Origin of the sequence: Thermotoga sp. Cell2, assembly GCF_000789375.1 — a bacterium.
GTDB lineage: Bacteria > Thermotogota > Thermotogae > Thermotogales > Thermotogaceae > Thermotoga > Thermotoga petrophila.
In genome coordinates, this window is record NZ_CP003409.1 from 935,016 (window position 1) to 951,468 (window position 16,453).

Consider the following 16,453-nt stretch of genomic DNA (forward strand, 5'->3'; position numbering starts at 1 on the left):
GATATTATGATCAGAAAGTTGAGGCCCGATGAGATAAACAATTTCGACCTTGATTTTTTGAATTTCCAGACCACGGAGGAGGTCCCTCCAAACGAAGGTTTTATAGGTCAAAAGAGGGCGAAAGAGGCTATCGAAACGGGAATAAGAATCAAAGAAAAGGGTTACAACATTTTCGTCACGGGAGTGACGGGAACGGGAAGAAGGACCTTCGTTCAGATGATGCTCCAGGATGTCGCGAAGAAACTTCCCGCACCGAACGACTGGGGGTATGTTTACAATTTCGAGAATCCGTATGAACCAAAGGCCATTTCTTTCAAAGCGGGACAGGGAAGGAGGTTTAAAAAGAGGCTCGAAGATTTGATCAACGAAGTGGTTGAAGCTTTGAACAAATCCTTCGAGAGCGAGGAGTTCGCAAGAAAGATTTCCGAAATGGAAGAAAAATACGCTCTCATGAGAAAGCAGCTCTGGGAGAGTTTAGAGGCAAAGGCGAGCGAACTCGGTTTCGTGGTTCAGCTGACTCCAGCCGGTGTCGTTATGCTGCCTGTGGTGGACGGGAAACCGCTTCCACCAGAAGCGGTGAATGCCCTACCAGACCAGGCCAAAAGGGAAATCGAAGAAAGGCAGATGAAGTTGAAGCATCTAGTGGATGGGACGCTCTACAGAATCAGGAAGCTGGATATCGAGTTCAGAAAATCCCTCGAAGAGTTCCACAAAAGAACGGCACTCTTCGCCATTGATCCACTCTTTGTTGAAGTGGAGAGTGAATTCGAAAACGAAGGTGTGAAAGAATTCCTTGAATCCGTAAAGAAGGATATTGTGGAGAATCTCCTGGACTTTTTGAGAATGGACGCCAGGGAGAGAAAAGAGATATACATGAGGAAGTACTCTCTGAATCTGATTGTGGACAACTCGGATCTCACAGGCGCCCCTGTCATTTATGAAACGAATCCCACTTATTCCAATCTGTTCGGAAAGATCGAGTACTACGTGAGAGGCGGTTTCCTCCACACGGATTTCAGTATGATAAGGCCAGGCAGTGTTCACAAAGCGAACGGTGGTTTCTTGATCGTCGAGGCCGAGCGGCTTTTGAGTCAGCCTTACGCGTGGTACAACCTGAAAAGGGTTCTCATGGAAAGTCAGATTTCCGTTGAAAATCTCGAACACACCTTAGGAGTTTCAAGCACGATCACCCTGAAACCAGAAAAAATACCCCTCGATCTGAAAGTCGTCATCATTGGCACACCCTATTTGTACGAACTCCTTTACGAACTCGATCCAGACTTCAGAAAGCTGTTCAGGATAAAAGCGGAGTTCGACTGGGAAATACCCAGAAACGAATTGAACGTCCAGAAGTACGTATCCTTCATCTCGTCTGTCTGTCGAGAGAAGAATCTTCCCCACTTCGACAGAGGCGCTGTGAAGAGAGTCATATGGTACGCTATGAGAAACGCTGGAAACAGCACGAAACTTTCCGCTGTTTTTGGAGACATAGTGAATCTCATAGTTGAATCGGGGGAACTCGCAAGATTGGAAGGAGCAGAAGTTACCACTTCTGATCACGTTCTCAAGTCATATCAAGCTATGGAGAACAGAAGAAATCTCCTCGAAGAAAAATACGACGAAATGATAAAAACATTCGATCTCATGATCGAAGTAACTGGATCGAAAGTGGGACAGATAAACGGTCTTACCGTTCTCGACCTTGGAGATCATTCTTTTGGTGTTCCTGTGAAAATCACCGCGAAGGTCTATCTTGGAAGGCCGGGTGTTGTTGACATTCAGCGCGAAGCGGATCTGAGCGGGAAAATCCACAGCAAGGCTGTTCTCATACTGGAAGGATTTCTGGGGAGCAGATACGCTCAGGACTTTCCACTTTCCGTCAGCGCGTCCATCAGCTTCGAGCAGGTTTACAGTGAGGTGGAGGGAGACAGCGCTTCACTTGCAGAAGCCTTGGCTCTCCTTTCTGCCATTTCTAAGGTGCCCATAAAGCAGGGAATAGCCGTAACGGGTTCCATAAATCAGCACGGTGAGGTGCAGCCCGTTGGGGGAATCGTAGAGAAAGTGGAGGGTTTCTACAGAGCCTGTAAAACCCGTGGATTCGATGGGGAACAGGGCGTGATCATACCCAAAGCCAACGCGAAGAATCTGGTGCTGAAGGATGAAATCATCCAGGCTATGAAGAAAGGCCTCTTCCATATATGGACCGTGGAAACCATAGACGACGCGATTGAGATCGTCATGGGAATGAAGGCCGGAAGGGTTACAAAGACCGGAAAATTCGAAAGAAACAGTGTGAATTACCTGGTTTACCGCGAATTGAAGAAGATGAAAAAACTCCTCGATGGAGTCCCAGAAGAAAGGAAGAAAAAAAAGAGAAAGGGTAAAAAATGAGACTGCCGACGGTTCTGATAGGAAGATATATTCCGGTTGATTCGATTGTTCACAGACTCGATCCAAGAGCGAAACTCCTGGGTATGATCTTTCTCATTTCCGCTGTGCTGATCGTACCCAATCTTTTGTTTTACCTCGTACCGGGTTTGGCTATCTTTCTTTTGATGTTTCTGAGCAGAACAGGATTCAAGATTTACCTTGCGGGACTCAGGAGTCTCTGGTTCTTCCTTGTGTTTGCGGTTCTGGTTCAGTTCTTTTCCTCATCAGAGGGTGAAAAGATCTTCTGGATGATCACCGACAGAGCCATATGGTCTGCCGTTTACATTATGCTCAGACTGGTGCTCATAATCCTCCTTGCTGAGAATTTCTCTGCCACCACTCCGCCCTTGCTTTCTGCCAGGGCTATAGAGAGTATCTTCTCGACGTTCGGTGCCAGAAAAATCGGCCATGAGATAGGAATGGTGATGACCATTGCGATGAGGTTCGTTCCTGTTTTGGCGCTCGAGGCGGATAGGATCTTGAAGGCCCAGATTGCCAGGGGGGCAAACTTCGAAAGGGGAAAGTTTTTCGACAGAATAAGAGCGCTTGTGGTGATAATAGTGCCCCTTCTCATATCGGCCCTCAGAAAAGCAGAAGAACTGGCTGTGGCCATGGAGGCTCGTCTCTACACGGGCGAGCCTCCAAAAACACGGTTCAAAGACATAAAGTGGAAACCGATGGACACACTCTACGTCCTATTAACCGCTGGTGTTCTGGTGCTTGTTCTCTTCGGCCGTTATTTCGTTGATGGCGTTTTTCAATATGGAAGCTGACTTTCTGAAGGCTTCCAGTTCTTCTTCGTTCAGGTTCAGTTCGAGGATTCTTTCCACTCCGTGCTTTCCAAGGGTAACAGGAACACTGATACAGAGATCTTTTACACCGAGGTAATCTTCGAGATAAACGGAAAGCGTAAGCACTCTCTTTTCGTCGAAGAAGATGCTCTCCACTATGTCGGCCACGGCGAGAGCTATGGCGTAATGGGTGGCTCCCTTTCTCTCTATGATCTCGTACGCGGCTCTTTTGGTTTTTTCAGCGAAGTTTTCCAGTATCTTCGAATCGCACTTCTGACAAATCTGACACATGTTCTGTAGGGGGATACCTCCTATCATGGCACCGCTCCACACAGGAACCTCTGAATCTCCATGTTCTCCTATCACGTACACGTGCACACTTCTTGGAGAAAAGCCGCAGTGTTGCGCTATCAAAGTTCTGAGCCTTGCTGTGTCGAGAACCGTTCCGGAACCGAACACCTTCCTGGGATCCATTCCGGACTCTTTGAGGAAGAAATACGTGAGGACATCGACGGGATTCGTGACCACGATGACAATCGAATCAGGAGCGTATTTGGAGACGTTTCGCGCTATTTCTTTCATCACTCTTGCATTTCTCCCAAGAAGCTGAAGCCTCGTCTCTCCTGGTTTCTGAGGTACTCCCGCAGCGACGATCACCACATCTGATCCTTTCAGATCCGCATAGTCTCCAGCGTAGATGTTCGCTCTTCTCGTGAAAGGTGTTCCGTGAATGAGATCGAGAGCGTCTCCTTCTGCTCTTTTCTTATCGACGTCTATCAGAACCATTTCCCTCGCAAAACCTTTCATCAGGAGTGCAAAAGCCGTGCTGGAACCAACCCTTCCGAGTCCTACGATACCTATTTTCATCAGAATCACCTCCCCGGTGATAGAATACAGTCAGGGTGATATCGTGTTGAAGAAAATCTTTCTGTCACTTTCAATTAGTTTAGCCTTCTTTTTAATTATATCATCCTTCTTTTTACTGGATAAGATGGTATCTTATCTCTTCAAGGGTGAGGTGAAAAACCCTTACGTGTTTCTCGTTCTGGGAAAAGATAAAGAGATCGAACACACCGTTCGAACCGATGTGATAGTTGTTGGTGTGCTGGACTGGAAAAAAGGAAATCTCTCTTTTGTATCGATACCCAGGGATTTGATGATAGAGGGAAAAAAGATCAACGCGATTTACAACACTTATGGAATGGAAAAACTATTTCAGATCATCGAATCACTTCTGGGACAGAAGCCGGATTCTTACGTGATATTCAACTACGAGGCTTTCAAAATACTCGTGGATGAACTGGGACCAATAGAGGTGATACCGAACGAGGTCATGTTTTATGAAGATCTGTCGCAGAATCTCGTCATAGATTTCAAACCTGGGGTTCCTTACAAATTGAATGGAGAACAGCTTCTTGCGTACATAAGATACAGAAAAGACTCCATGGGGGATCTTGCCCGAATAGAAAGACAGAAGGATGTACTGAAGAAACTCCTCAGCAAGGCCCTTTCAAGAAATCCTCTCGAAATTTCCGTACTTTACAAAAAGATAAGTCCTTACATCGAAACGGATATCGGTCTTCCAGAGATTCTAACACTCTTTTCTAAATTGAAAAACAGTGTTAGGGTGAGCTTTTCGACACTTCCGTACAAGGTGGATAGCGACGGAAGCATCTTTGTGGATGAAAAAAGACTCGTTTCTTTCAAAGAGAATCTCATTGGAAGCAGCGTTCAGGAGAAGTATCGCGTGAATTTCCTTGTTGTGAACATCTCATCGCTTGTTTCGAGGGTATTCGAAGCCAACCTGAGGGGAGTGTGGAAAGACAGGGTTGGATTCGAACCGGACCGTGTTGTCTGGGAAGACGTGGGAATATCGCAGAAATTCGAGGGAGACCATGTCTTCATAGGGGAACCGGAAAAGGAGGACTATATCCTGGAAATTCTGAGGAAAGCGCATCCTTCCAGGCATTTTACGGTGCACAGGTTCGACAGACCGGAAGATTACACGATGTACTACACGATACTGGAAAGCCTCGCAAAGAACAGAATATATCCCGATTTTCCGGTATCTGCTTTGATTCTGATAGACGATTTCAGGGAGTGATTCGATGGATTACAGGCAGCTTCACAGATGGGATCTTTCTCCGGAGGAAGCGATAAAGGTGCAGAACGAACTCAGAAAGAAGATAAAGCTTGTACCATACGAAGGAGAGCCCGAGTACGTGGCAGGAGTAGATCTTTCGTTTCCGGGAAAAAAAGAAGGGCTCGCGGTGATAGTGGTACTCGAATATCCTTCTTTCAGAATAGTGGAGATTGTTTCTGAAAGGGGAGAAATAACTTTTCCCTACATCCCGGGGCTTCTCGCTTTCAGAGAAGGGCCTCTGTTCTTGAAGGCCTGGGAAAAGCTGAGAACGAAACCCGATGTTGTAGTCTTCGATGGTCAGGGGCTGGCACATCCCAGAAAACTTGGGATAGCCTCCCACATGGGACTCTTCATAGAGATCCCGACCATTGGTGTGGCAAAATCCAGACTGTATGGAACGTTCAAAATGCCTGAAGATAAAAGATGTTCCTGGAGTTATCTCTACGACGGCGAGGAGATAATAGGCTGTGTGGTCAGAACAAAAGAAGGAAGTGCTCCTGTTTTCGTGTCTCCGGGCCATCTCATGGACGTTGAAAGTTCGAAAAGACTGATCAAGGCTTTTACCTTACCCGGAAGAAGGATACCGGAACCCACCAGACTGGCACACATCTACACACAACGGCTCAAAAAAGGCCTTTTCTGAAAGATTTTTCGGCTGTGATAAAATAAATTCAGCCTCAGGATACCAGACACGGGGGTCTGGAGGAGATTGTTTTGAGCGAAAAATGGAAGAAACTCGGTGAGACTTTCAGAAAAAAGAGGGAGGAAAGAAGAATAACCCTTCTCGACGCTTCTCTGTTCACGAACATAAATCCATCGAAATTGAAGCGGATCGAGGAAGGCGATCTGAAGGGACTTGACGCAGAAGTCTATATAAAAAGTTACATAAAACGATACTCGGAGTTTCTCGAACTCTCCCCAGATGAGATGCTCAAACTGTACGAAGAAGGCAAGGAAGAAGTAGCTGAAGAAGTTGAAGAGAAGAAGCCGAGAAAAAAGAAGGAGAAAGAGAAAACAAGGGACCTGGTGATGTTCTTTTTTCTGATAGCAGGACTGGTTTTTCTTCTGTTTTCAGCGGTGGAGAATTTGAAGCTGCGGCAGACACCACCTGCTTACCTTGTTGCACCAGAGGAAACGATCGTGAACGGTAAAAGTGTGAGTGGAGAGATTCCTCTTCAAGAAGGAGAGTATATTGTCGAATCCAGAAGCGACGTGGTTCTAAAAACGGCTTCCGAGGAGTGGACAGTGAAGATCAGGAAGTTCGAGGTGAGTGTTTCATGGGAGAAGTGAAGGTACCTGACATGGTGAATCTTGTGATGTTCATATTCGCATCGCACATAGATTACTGGTTCAACGAAGTGAGGCCCGTTCTCGAAGGACGTTTTGGGCCCATGGATTACATTTCGGATGTTCTCGATTTCGAGAAGTACACTCTTTACTATTCGGAAGAAATGGGACAGGGTTTGAAGGGAAGACTTGTGAGTTTTGAAAGACTCGTCCATCCTTTCCAGCTGGCGGATATAAAGCGCGAAACCAACGAGATAGAAAAGATGTTCTCGATCGAAGGAAAGAGAAAAGTCAACATAGATCCAGGATACATTCATCACACTCAGTTCGTTCTCGCTTCCACCAAACACTGGGGGAACCGCATCTACATAGGCAAAGGAATCTACGCTGAGGTGACGCTGGTTTACGTGCGGGGAGAATTCAGACACATGGAGTTCACCTATCCAAATTACAGAGAAGAAGAGTACAAAAAGCATCTTGAAAAGATCAGGGAGCTGTACCTCAAAAAGAGGAGGAAAATGATGAAGTGAGGGTTGGTATAAAGGTTCTAGGATGTCCGAAAAACGAAGCGGATTGCGAAGTCCTGGCAGGTGTGTTGAGAGAAGGAGGTCACGAGATAGTTTTCGATGTGAAGGATGCGGATGTGGTTGTGTTGGACACCTGTGCTTTCATAGAGGACGCAAAGAGAGAATCAATAGATGAAATCTTCTCTTTCATAGATGCAAAGGATCAGTACAGTTACAAACTGGTTGTGAAAGGCTGTCTTGTTCAGCGTTATTACGAAGAGCTGAAAAAAGAAATCCCCGAGGTGGATCAGTGGATAGGTGTTGTAGATCCTGAAGAGATAGCGAATGCCCTTGAAAAGGGTACAGATCTTGTTCCAAATCGACCGGAGACCGTGTACAGATACAGAAAAAGAATCGATCTGGAGGAGAGACCCTACGCTTACGTGAAGATATCCGACGGGTGTGACAGAGGATGCACTTTCTGTTCCATACCTTCGTTCAAAGGAAGTCTGAGAAGCAGGAGCATAGAAGACATAACGCACGAGGTAGAAGACCTTTTGAAAGAAGGAAAGAAAGAAATAATTCTCGTCGCTCAGGATACAACGTCCTATGGAATTGATCTTTATAGAAAGCAAGCGCTGCCTGATCTTTTGAGGAGACTGAACAGTCTAAACGGAGAGTTCTGGATCAGGGTTATGTACCTTCATCCGGATCATCTGACAGAGGAAATAATAAGCGCAATGCTGGAACTGGATAAGGTTGTGAAGTATTTCGATGTTCCAGTGCAGCATGGAAGCGATAAAATATTGAAACTAATGGGACGAACGAAGAGTTCAGAAGAGTTGAAAAAAATGCTTTCGAGCATCAGAGAGAGGTTCCCGGACGCGGTCCTCAGAACGAGTATAATCGTGGGATTTCCGGGAGAAACTGAAGAAGACTTCGAAGAACTCAAGCAATTTGTGGAAGAAATTCAGTTTGACAAACTCGGAGCTTTCGTTTATTCGGATGAGGAGGGAACGGTTGCTTTCAACCTCAAAGAGAAAGTTGACCCGGAAATGGCGAAAAGAAGACAGGAAGAACTGCTCCTTCTCCAGGCGGAGATCTCAAACAGCAGGCTTGATAGATTCGTTGGAAAAAAATTGAAGTTCCTGGTTGAGGGAAAAGAAGGGAAGTTTCTTGTGGGAAGGACCTGGACGGAAGCACCTGAAGTGGACGGAGTGGTTTTTGTAAGAGGGAAAGGGAAGATAGGAGACTTTCTTGAAGTGGTGATAAAAGAGCACGACGAGTACGACATGTGGGGGTCAGTGATATGAATCTTGCGAACTTTTTTTCTTTGTTGAGAGCGGCGCTGGTAATTCCTGTTGTCTGGTTTTACATGGAAGGATGGATCTCTTTGTCGTTCCTGATTTTTGTATTTGCGGCTTTCACAGATTATCTCGATGGTTTTTTTGCGAGGAAGAAAAACCAGGTAACGGATTTTGGAAAGGTCTTCGATCAGGTTTCTGACAAGATTCTCGTGATATCCACGGCAGTGGCCATGTTGGATGTTCTTCCGTTGTGGTACGTTCTGGTTGTCTTTGCAAGAGACACCTTTGTAAACGGGCTCAGAATACTCGCAGCCAGCAGAGGAAACGTTGTGCCAGCGAGGTGGATAGGGAAGGCGAAGACTGTTTCTCAATTTGTGGTGTTGATCGCTGCGTATCTCTTCAAGATGGGCTTTTTGAGTAACGCACTTCTCATGTTTTTTGTGGTGCTCTCACTCACAGTAACGGTGATCTCCTGGATTACGTACACGATCGATATTGCAAGAATCACGAAATTGGAGGGATAGTTCATGAGGACCTTCATTGCTATCGATGTTAACGAAGAAGTCAAGAAGCAAGCTTCTGAAATCATAGAAAAACTCATGAGAAGAGGTTTTGGTGCAACGTGGGTTTCTGAAGAAAACATGCACCTCACACTTTTTTTCCTGGGGGAGGTTGACGAACAAAAAATCTCTGAAATAGCCGAACACCTCTGTAGAAGGGTGAGAGGTTTTCCTTCTTTTTCGTTCACCGTGAAGGGTTTTGGGTACTTCAAAAGGAAGATGTCTCCGCGCGTCTTCTGGCTCGGAGTGGAGAACACTGATCGCCTGATGAAACTCTACGAAGAGCTCAGAAACGAGCTGTCTCACCACGGTTTTTCGTTTGAAGAGAAGTTCGTCCCTCACATTACGATTGGAAGGGTGAAGTACTACCCGGACAAATGGGAAAAACTGATCGAAGACATCGATTTTCCACCCATCGAAGTTGCTGTGGACAGATTCAAGATTTACTCGTCCACGTTAACACCGACGGGTCCCATCTACAGAGTTCTTTACGAATGCCAGTTTGAAGGAGGATTGATCAGGTATGTCTGATGAAAAACAGAAAAAGAGTGTCCTGGAAAAAGCGTTGAAGAGAATAGAAGAGAACTTTGGAAAGGGTTCCATAATGATCCTGGGTGATGAAACCCAGGTTCAGCCTGTAGAGGTGATACCAACAGGGTCTCTCGCCATCGATATCGCAACGGGTGTTGGAGGATACCCAAGAGGAAGGATTGTGGAAATCTTTGGTCAGGAATCGAGCGGAAAAACCACCCTCGCGCTTCACGCCATAGCAGAGGCCCAGAAGATGGGAGGAGTGGCTGCTTTCATAGACGCAGAACACGCACTGGACCCTGTTTACGCGAAAAACCTTGGAGTGGATCTGAAGAGTCTTCTCATCTCTCAGCCTGATCATGGAGAGCAAGCACTCGAAATAGTGGATGAACTCGTAAGAAGTGGTGTGGTCGACCTCATAGTTGTTGATTCCGTTGCGGCTCTCGTTCCCAGAGCGGAAATAGAAGGTGCCATGGGAGACATGCAGGTGGGTCTTCAGGCGCGTCTCATGTCTCAGGCACTGAGAAAGATCGCGGGAAGTGTGAACAAATCCAAGGCGGTAGTTATATTCACAAACCAGATCAGAATGAAGATAGGCGTTATGTTTGGAAGCCCGGAAACCACGACCGGCGGACTCGCCTTGAAATTCTACGCAACCATGAGGATGGAAGTCAGGAGGGGTGAACCTATAAAGGAAGGAAAAGATGTGATAGGCAACGTGATAAGTGTAAAGATCGTGAAGAACAAGGTTGCTCCTCCGTTCAAAACCGCTCAGACGTACATCATATACGGGAAAGGGATCGATAGAGAGTACGAGCTGTTCAATATCGCTGTTGAGGAAAGCATGGTAGAAAGAAAAGGTAGCTGGTATTACTACACCACTCTCAAAGGTGAGGAAGTTTCCCTTGGGCAGGGAAGCTCGAACGCCGTTCAGTTTCTCAAAGATAACCCTGAAATAGCAGGAGAGATCGAAAGGAGAATAAGAGAAAAATATGGATTACTATCAGTGGAGAAAGAAGAACAGAGGAAAGAAAAGAAATCTTCAGGCGAAGAAGCCTCTTAATTATGCGTTGAGGCTCCTCAAATATCGAGTCAGATTTGAAGACGAACTTCGCGAACGATTGAAGAAACAGGGCTTCGCAGATGAGGAAGTGGAAAGTACCATTACTACCTTGAAGAAGCAGGGATATCTGGACGACGAAAAAGCGGCTTATCTCTTTGCACTCGACGAAATGCGGTTGAAACTCTTTGGACCGAGAGTCGTGAAAATGAAGCTCAAATCACTTGGAGTGGATGAAGAGATCATAGAAAGAGCGATCGAAAAGGCTCTGGAGGAGATCGATTTTCACGAAGAATTGAAGAGATTGAAAGGTCGATTCAAAGATCGATGGGAGTTAAGAGATTATCTCTACAGAAGAGGGTTCGATCCTTCTCTCATCGAGGAAATTCTCAATAAAATAGATGGAGGTGAAGAATGATGCTGTGGTACATAGTAGCAGGAGCCGGTGGTCTTCTGATTGGATACTTAATAGCAAGTTATCAGATAAATCAAAAGCTCAGAAAAGCGAAAGAAGACGCTCAAACCATAATCGAGAAAGCAGAAAAAGAAGCAAACGAGATAAAAAAGAAAGCGATAATAGAAGGAAGAGAGGAAGTTCACAGGCTCAGAGAGGAATTCGAGAAAGAGCGATCCAGAAGAGAAGAAGAATTGAGAGCGTTTGAGGAAAGAATTTTAAAGAGAGAAGAACTCCTGACGAGGAAAGAGGAAAACCTTGAAAAAAGGGAACATCAGATTGAGGAACTCAAAGCAAATCTGGAAGAGAAAATGAGAGAGGTCGAAGAAAAGGAAAAAAGAATCGACGAAGAATTGAAGCGTCTTGCCGGTATGACTGTGGAAGAAGCAAGAGAGCTCATTCTCGAAGAAGCCAGGCAGAGGTACGAACACGACCTTGCGAAACTCTACAAAGAGATGAAAGAACAGGTTGAAGAAGAAGTCGAAAAGGAAGCCAAGAAAGTCATAGCATTCGCTGTTCAGAGATACGCACCGGATTATGTAGGAGAAATCACCGTTTCTACCGTTTCTCTTCCGTCGGATGACATGAAGGGAAGAATCATAGGTAGAGAAGGAAGAAACATCAGAACGTTTGAAAAGATCACGGGTGTGGACTTGATAATAGACGACACCCCGGAAGTGGTGGTTCTTTCCTGCTTTAACCCTCTGAGAAGAGAGATAGCCCGTATCACACTGGAAAAACTGGTGGCGGATGGAAGAATACATCCTGCAAGGATCGAAGAAATGTACGAAAAAGCAAAGCAGGAAGTGGAGAAAGCCATAAAAGAAGCTGGACAAGAGGCGACGTTCAAAGCGGGTGTTATGGGGCTCCATCCGGAGCTTGTGAAACTCCTTGGAAAATTGAAATACAGAACGAGCTATGGCCAAAACGTTCTGAACCATTCGATAGAAGTGGCTCTGCTCGCCGGTTACATGGCTTCTGAACTTGGGCTAAACGCGGACAAAGCGAGAAGAGGAGGACTCCTCCACGATATAGGAAAAGCTGTTGATCAGGAGCTGGAAGGTTCACACACGACCATAGGTGCAGAGCTTGCCCGAAGATACGGAGAAAAAGAAGACATCATAAACATGATTCTCAGCCATCACGGAGAAGAAGAACCCATGACACCTGAAGCAGTACTCGTGGCAGCTGCCGATGCTCTCTCTGCGGCAAGACCAGGTGCGAGAAGAGAGAGTCTGGAAAACTACATCAAACGTCTTATGAAGCTGGAGGAGATAGCAAAAAGCTTCAAGTACGTTGAAAAGGCCTACGCCATTCAGGCTGGAAGAGAAATTAGAGTGATTGTGGAACCCGACAAAGTGGATGACGCTCTCGCTGAAAAACTCGCCTACGATATTTCTAAAAAGATAGAAGAAGAGCTCGAGTATCCTGGTGTTCTGAAAGTTGTGGTGATAAGAGAGAAAAGAAGTGTCGCTTACGCAAAGTAAGAGTTTTGATATGGAAAACCTTCAAGCCCCCATCAGGGGGCTTTTGTTTTTTGTGAATTTTGATTAAAATTGAGATTTTGCGTCATAATCCTGAATAATTTTTCTTAATCGGAAATAGTTGAAGGTATTCGCTTGAAATAGATCTTGATTTAACACGGAAATTTTTTGTATAAACGATATGTAAGCGCTTACAGGAGGTGCAAACTGTGCCAACAATAGAAGATGTCGCAAAGCTTGCCGGGGTTTCCATCGCAACTGTTTCAAGAGTGATAAACGGTTCGGGTTATGTTTCGGAAAAAACAAGGTACAAAGTCTGGAAAGCCATTGAAGAGCTGGGTTACAAACCAGAGATTTCAGCGAAGCTCCTTGCTTCGAAGGGAAAACTGTTCAATATCTATGTGTTCGCCAGTAAAAGAATACTGTCGCCTCTTCAAAACAATGGCATTTTGGGAGAGTTCTACGGAGTGATAATAAGAGCTATTGAGGAAAATTGTGGAAGACTTGGAATGAATGTAGAACTGAAAATGCTCGAGAATTTTTCTGAGTCGAATGGAGCCGATGGTTACATATTCATAGGGGGAGATCTTTCGGAGAAGACTTTGAAGGAAATCAAATCGAGGAAGAAACCCTTTGTTCTGGTGGACCATTACATTCCTGGAGAGCGTGTGGATTGTGTGATAAGTGACGGATACGATGGTGCGGTTTATGCAACAAATTATCTTATTTCTAAAGGTTTTAAGCGGATTGTCCACGTTCACGGTCCACTGCATCCATACGGCTTCAAGATGAGATACGACGGTTACAAAGATGCGATGGAAAAAGCGGGATTGATGCCTCGATTTTATGAATGTGATGACACGGAAGAGGGAACCAGAAAAGTTATCGACATCATGTTGAACTCTTATGGTATACCGGAAGCTATTTTCACTTCCAACGACAGCATTGCATTCTGGGTGATAAAGCGCCTCAAGGAGCATAACATCAAAGTGCCAGATGATGTTTCTGTAATAGGATTTGACGATATTGTTGATGCTGAAAACTTCGATCCTCCTTTGACGACACTGAGGGTCTTCAAGTACGAAATGGGTTGTCTTGCGTGTAAGCGTTTACATGAATTGCTGACTGGAATTAATCCGCATCCTGTTCGTATTCTTGTTTTCACACAGTTTGTAAAGAGAAAAAGTACAAAATAACACCAACCTTTCATAAAGGAGGGATACGTATGTGGAAAAGAGTGCTTCTTTTTATGCTCGTTGTTCTTTCTGTCTTTGCATTCGCCGAGGTCAAGAAAATAGTGTTCTGGACAGCACCAAACCCGAATCAGGAAACTTTCTGGAAAGAACTCGTTGAAAAGTGGAACGCAGAACATCCGGATGTTCAGATCGAGTGGTCGGTTATCCCAGCTGCTGGAAGTTCTGAAGAAGCCATTTTGAACGCTATTGCAGCTGGGAACGCACCAGATATTTGTACCAACATATTCAGTGGCTTTGCTGCCCAGCTTGCAGAAGAACTGGACGTTCTCGTTGCTTTCGATGAGGAGTTTGGAGAAGAGTTCTGGAAACTCGTGGACGCAAGGAAAATGAGAGGCATACTCGAGGGCTGGAAGCTCAACGGACATTACTACGTCATACCCATCTATTCCAATCCAATGCTCTTCTGGTGGAGAGGAGATCTTCTGAAAGAACTCGGATACGACAAACCTCCAAGAACTTACTCTGAGATCTACGAACTGGCAAAGAAATGGGTTGTTCCGAAAGAAAAGTACGTTATAAGAGCAGTTGCTGGGAGAAACTGGTGGGACAGATGGTTCGACTTCATCACGTTCTACTATGCGGCAAGCGGTGGAAAACCCTACATCGAAAATGGTAAAGCCGTCTTCAATAACGAGTACGGAAAAGCCGTCGCTGAATTCATCTACACACTCTTCAAGAACGGCTGGACCGCTGTGGATCTGGGCCAGGATCCTTTCGAAAACGGTACGATCCTTGGTCAGCTCATGGGACCATGGCACCTGAACTACACGAAAGAACACTATCCTGAGGTGTACCCGCACATAGTGATGACACCTCCTCCCGTTCCAGATAATTACCCCGAAGACAAACCAATCTACACCTTCGCGGATACCAAAGGACTCGTTATGTTCGAACATTGCAAATACAAGAAGGAAGCCTTTGAATTCATCAAATGGGTCTTCTCCAACGCACAAAACGACGCGCGCTGGATCGAGCTCACAAGGATGCCGCCTGCGCGAGAAGATCTTGGAACGAATCCGGTGTTTGCCGAGTACATGAAGGATCCATATTTTGCAAAGATCGCGGAAGCAGTGGCTTACGCTGTACCGCCTGCGATGATCACCAACACAATAGACGTCCAGAACGCCATGACCACATATCTGATGGAGCCTCTCATGTATCTGAAAGCTACACCCGAAGAGGCTCTAAAACAGGCTGTTAAAGAAATCAACGCACTCCTGTGGTGAGGGGGGATTTCCCTCTCACCTTTATTTTTCCTTATTGGGGGTGAAATTATGAAAGGTTTCTTTGTGTCAATGTTACTTCTAATTAGTTTTGTTCTTTTCGGCACCAATTTTTCGATACCTGTAGTAGCTGGGGATGTTGAAGTACCTGTTGTTATGAAATTTTCGCATTTTCTTGACTTAATACCAGAAGATTTCGAGCCTGTCTGGGATAGTATTAGGATTTACTTTGATGGAAAGGAAATCCCTTATCAAGTGGAAGATGTTGATGGAAACGGCAAAATTTCAGCACAAGATTATCTTGTGTTTCTTGCAAAAGGAAAAGGAGAAATTGTGTTTTCAGATGAGAGAGTGAGTAAACCTGAATATGAAAAGGTTTTTGATGTGATTGAGACAGAAACTGGTTGGGAGATAAAATCTGAAAAAATTGGAGCAACAGTCAACAAACGGGGTCTTGCGAAGATCATCAGATACGAAAATATTGAAGGTACTATTTTGGATGAAATAGGCATAGCTAGAGTGAGTGGTTGGCCAGAATCGACTTTCTATGTTGATGGAAATCTTGGCAATCACTATGAAGAAACTTCAGGTGCTTTCAGAATAGTTTCTGTGAAAATAATAGGCGCTGGTCCTGTTGCCGCTGGTATAATGACAACCCTGGCCTCTGAAAAGTTTAGAGGTTTGATACAAAATCTGGTGGTTCATATTTTCTGCAATGGTGATATACTTGTTGACAATTCTTTTGAATTCGAGAATTACGCTGATATAATGAAACTTCAGACGATGGTAACAAGACCTTTGGCAATTCTGTTTGAAGACACTTTACATATACTTCCTGTTTTCAGAAGACTGATCTGGGCTGATCAGTTAGGCGTCACTCCTTACGAGTATTGGTTGGAAAGGAATGCAGTGACCTGGGTTGATAAGTTACCCTACATCGTTTTTCCTGCAAAAGATAGTATGAAACCTCTCTGGTGGGGGGCAACTTATATATTCGCTTCCATGGAACGCTGGAGAACAAACTTTTCACCCATTGCACGAATAGGCGTGGCAGAAATACTCCCCGAGAATCCACTTGTTCCTTCAGACTATAGGAAATGGCTCGATGGGGACACCTGGATATATGAAAGTCTTGAATTCAGGGATGGTGTTTTTAAGTGGATGCCCAGTGAGTTCGAGGTTTATTCCGCCACAAAGGGAATCTATTCTATGAGACTGGAAGATATGCCAAACAGATACAAATACGGCGATGTTGTTCGTCATCTCAGACTCTTCAGTATTTATGAGGCTGAAGGTGTAGAATCCGCCGTACGATTTTTAGAGAAAAAGAGTGAATCTTTCAGAAATCTGAAGATTGGGGGGAAACCCTTCAGAGAATTTTGATGGGGGTTTTCCCCCATCTTTTAGTTCCCCGAAGAAGC

Annotated in this window: 16 protein-coding genes; 15 read left to right on the forward strand and 1 reads right to left on the reverse strand. The window is 45.1% G+C overall.

Annotated features, from left to right (window positions below):
* Positions 1 to 6: 6 nt before the first annotated feature.
* Both CELL2_RS04730 and ecfT read left to right on the forward strand, forming a co-directional pair.
* The gene (locus tag CELL2_RS04730; RefSeq protein WP_038037275.1) at positions 7 to 2,391 is read left to right on the forward strand and encodes a Lon protease family protein; all 2,385 of its coding nucleotides are present in this window, start codon (positions 7 to 9) and stop codon (positions 2,389 to 2,391) included.
* A complete protein-coding gene (gene ecfT / locus CELL2_RS04735; protein WP_004082419.1) occupies positions 2,388 to 3,203 on the forward strand; it encodes an energy-coupling factor transporter transmembrane protein EcfT in 816 nt (271 codons plus the stop codon). Before CELL2_RS04730 ends, ecfT begins: the two co-directional genes overlap by 4 nt.
* On the opposite strand, the gene CELL2_RS04740 is transcribed toward ecfT, so the two are convergent.
* On the reverse strand, positions 3,129 to 4,088 hold the full coding sequence (locus CELL2_RS04740) for an L-lactate dehydrogenase (protein WP_004082418.1): 960 nt from the start codon (positions 4,086 to 4,088) through the stop codon (positions 3,129 to 3,131). The genes ecfT and CELL2_RS04740 overlap by 75 nt on opposite strands.
* Before the next feature lie 16 nt (positions 4,089 to 4,104).
* Between CELL2_RS04740 and CELL2_RS04745 the strand changes: the two genes are divergently transcribed.
* From CELL2_RS04745 to CELL2_RS04805, 13 genes are all read left to right on the forward strand, one after another.
* Positions 4,105 to 5,325 (forward strand): LCP family protein, encoded by a 1,221-nt coding sequence (locus tag CELL2_RS04745; protein ID WP_200877807.1) that lies wholly within the window; start codon positions 4,105 to 4,107, stop codon positions 5,323 to 5,325.
* A gap of 4 nt (positions 5,326 to 5,329) precedes the next feature.
* Positions 5,330 to 6,007 (forward strand): endonuclease V, encoded by a 678-nt coding sequence (gene nfi / locus CELL2_RS04750; RefSeq protein WP_038033186.1) that lies wholly within the window; start codon positions 5,330 to 5,332, stop codon positions 6,005 to 6,007.
* Between the two features lie 71 nt (positions 6,008 to 6,078).
* A complete protein-coding gene (locus tag CELL2_RS04755; RefSeq protein ID WP_038033185.1) occupies positions 6,079 to 6,654 on the forward strand; it encodes a RodZ family helix-turn-helix domain-containing protein in 576 nt (191 codons plus the stop codon).
* Positions 6,642 to 7,181 (forward strand): DUF4416 family protein, encoded by a 540-nt coding sequence (locus tag CELL2_RS04760; RefSeq protein ID WP_038033184.1) that lies wholly within the window; start codon positions 6,642 to 6,644, stop codon positions 7,179 to 7,181. Before CELL2_RS04755 ends, CELL2_RS04760 begins: the two co-directional genes overlap by 13 nt.
* Entirely contained in the window at positions 7,178 to 8,470 is a 1,293-nt protein-coding gene (gene rimO, locus CELL2_RS04765; protein ID WP_038033183.1) for a 30S ribosomal protein S12 methylthiotransferase RimO, read from the forward strand. The genes CELL2_RS04760 and rimO overlap by 4 nt, the downstream gene beginning before the upstream one ends.
* Positions 8,467 to 8,988 (forward strand): CDP-alcohol phosphatidyltransferase family protein, encoded by a 522-nt coding sequence (locus CELL2_RS04770; RefSeq protein WP_004082412.1) that lies wholly within the window; start codon positions 8,467 to 8,469, stop codon positions 8,986 to 8,988. The genes rimO and CELL2_RS04770 overlap by 4 nt, the downstream gene beginning before the upstream one ends.
* Before the next feature lie 3 nt (positions 8,989 to 8,991).
* The gene (thpR, locus tag CELL2_RS04775; RefSeq protein ID WP_011943498.1) at positions 8,992 to 9,555 is read left to right on the forward strand and encodes an RNA 2',3'-cyclic phosphodiesterase; all 564 of its coding nucleotides are present in this window, start codon (positions 8,992 to 8,994) and stop codon (positions 9,553 to 9,555) included.
* On the forward strand, positions 9,548 to 10,618 hold the full coding sequence (gene recA / locus CELL2_RS04780; protein ID WP_038033182.1) for a recombinase RecA: 1,071 nt from the start codon (positions 9,548 to 9,550) through the stop codon (positions 10,616 to 10,618). The genes thpR and recA overlap by 8 nt, the downstream gene beginning before the upstream one ends.
* Positions 10,548 to 11,033 (forward strand): regulatory protein RecX, encoded by a 486-nt coding sequence (locus CELL2_RS04785; RefSeq protein WP_038033181.1) that lies wholly within the window; start codon positions 10,548 to 10,550, stop codon positions 11,031 to 11,033. Before recA ends, CELL2_RS04785 begins: the two co-directional genes overlap by 71 nt.
* A complete protein-coding gene (rny, locus tag CELL2_RS04790; RefSeq protein ID WP_011943501.1) occupies positions 11,033 to 12,556 on the forward strand; it encodes a ribonuclease Y in 1,524 nt (507 codons plus the stop codon). The genes CELL2_RS04785 and rny overlap by 1 nt, the downstream gene beginning before the upstream one ends.
* A gap of 206 nt (positions 12,557 to 12,762) precedes the next feature.
* Entirely contained in the window at positions 12,763 to 13,749 is a 987-nt protein-coding gene (locus tag CELL2_RS04795; protein ID WP_038033180.1) for a LacI family DNA-binding transcriptional regulator, read from the forward strand.
* 29 nt (positions 13,750 to 13,778) lie between these two features.
* Positions 13,779 to 15,035 (forward strand): extracellular solute-binding protein, encoded by a 1,257-nt coding sequence (locus tag CELL2_RS04800; RefSeq protein ID WP_004082406.1) that lies wholly within the window; start codon positions 13,779 to 13,781, stop codon positions 15,033 to 15,035.
* 48 nt (positions 15,036 to 15,083) lie between these two features.
* The gene (locus CELL2_RS04805; RefSeq protein ID WP_012896068.1) at positions 15,084 to 16,415 is read left to right on the forward strand and encodes a hypothetical protein; all 1,332 of its coding nucleotides are present in this window, start codon (positions 15,084 to 15,086) and stop codon (positions 16,413 to 16,415) included.
* Positions 16,416 to 16,453 lie beyond the last annotated feature (38 nt).

Coding starts and splice junctions, on each gene's coding strand:
- rny (WP_011943501.1), top strand. CDS start 11,033: ATGCTGTGGTACATAGTAGCAGGAGCCGGTGGTCTTCTGATTGGATAC.
- CELL2_RS04760 (WP_038033184.1), top strand. CDS start 6,642: ATGGGAGAAGTGAAGGTACCTGACATGGTGAATCTTGTGATGTTCATA.
- CELL2_RS04730 (WP_038037275.1), top strand. CDS start 7: ATGATCAGAAAGTTGAGGCCCGATGAGATAAACAATTTCGACCTTGAT.
- ecfT (WP_004082419.1), top strand. CDS start 2,388: ATGAGACTGCCGACGGTTCTGATAGGAAGATATATTCCGGTTGATTCG.
- CELL2_RS04740 (WP_004082418.1), bottom strand. CDS start 4,088: ATGAAAATAGGTATCGTAGGACTCGGAAGGGTTGGTTCCAGCACGGCT.
- thpR (WP_011943498.1), top strand. CDS start 8,992: ATGAGGACCTTCATTGCTATCGATGTTAACGAAGAAGTCAAGAAGCAA.
- nfi (WP_038033186.1), top strand. CDS start 5,330: ATGGATTACAGGCAGCTTCACAGATGGGATCTTTCTCCGGAGGAAGCG.
- recA (WP_038033182.1), top strand. CDS start 9,548: ATGTCTGATGAAAAACAGAAAAAGAGTGTCCTGGAAAAAGCGTTGAAG.
- CELL2_RS04800 (WP_004082406.1), top strand. CDS start 13,779: ATGTGGAAAAGAGTGCTTCTTTTTATGCTCGTTGTTCTTTCTGTCTTT.
- CELL2_RS04785 (WP_038033181.1), top strand. CDS start 10,548: ATGGATTACTATCAGTGGAGAAAGAAGAACAGAGGAAAGAAAAGAAAT.
- CELL2_RS04770 (WP_004082412.1), top strand. CDS start 8,467: ATGAATCTTGCGAACTTTTTTTCTTTGTTGAGAGCGGCGCTGGTAATT.
- CELL2_RS04805 (WP_012896068.1), top strand. CDS start 15,084: ATGAAAGGTTTCTTTGTGTCAATGTTACTTCTAATTAGTTTTGTTCTT.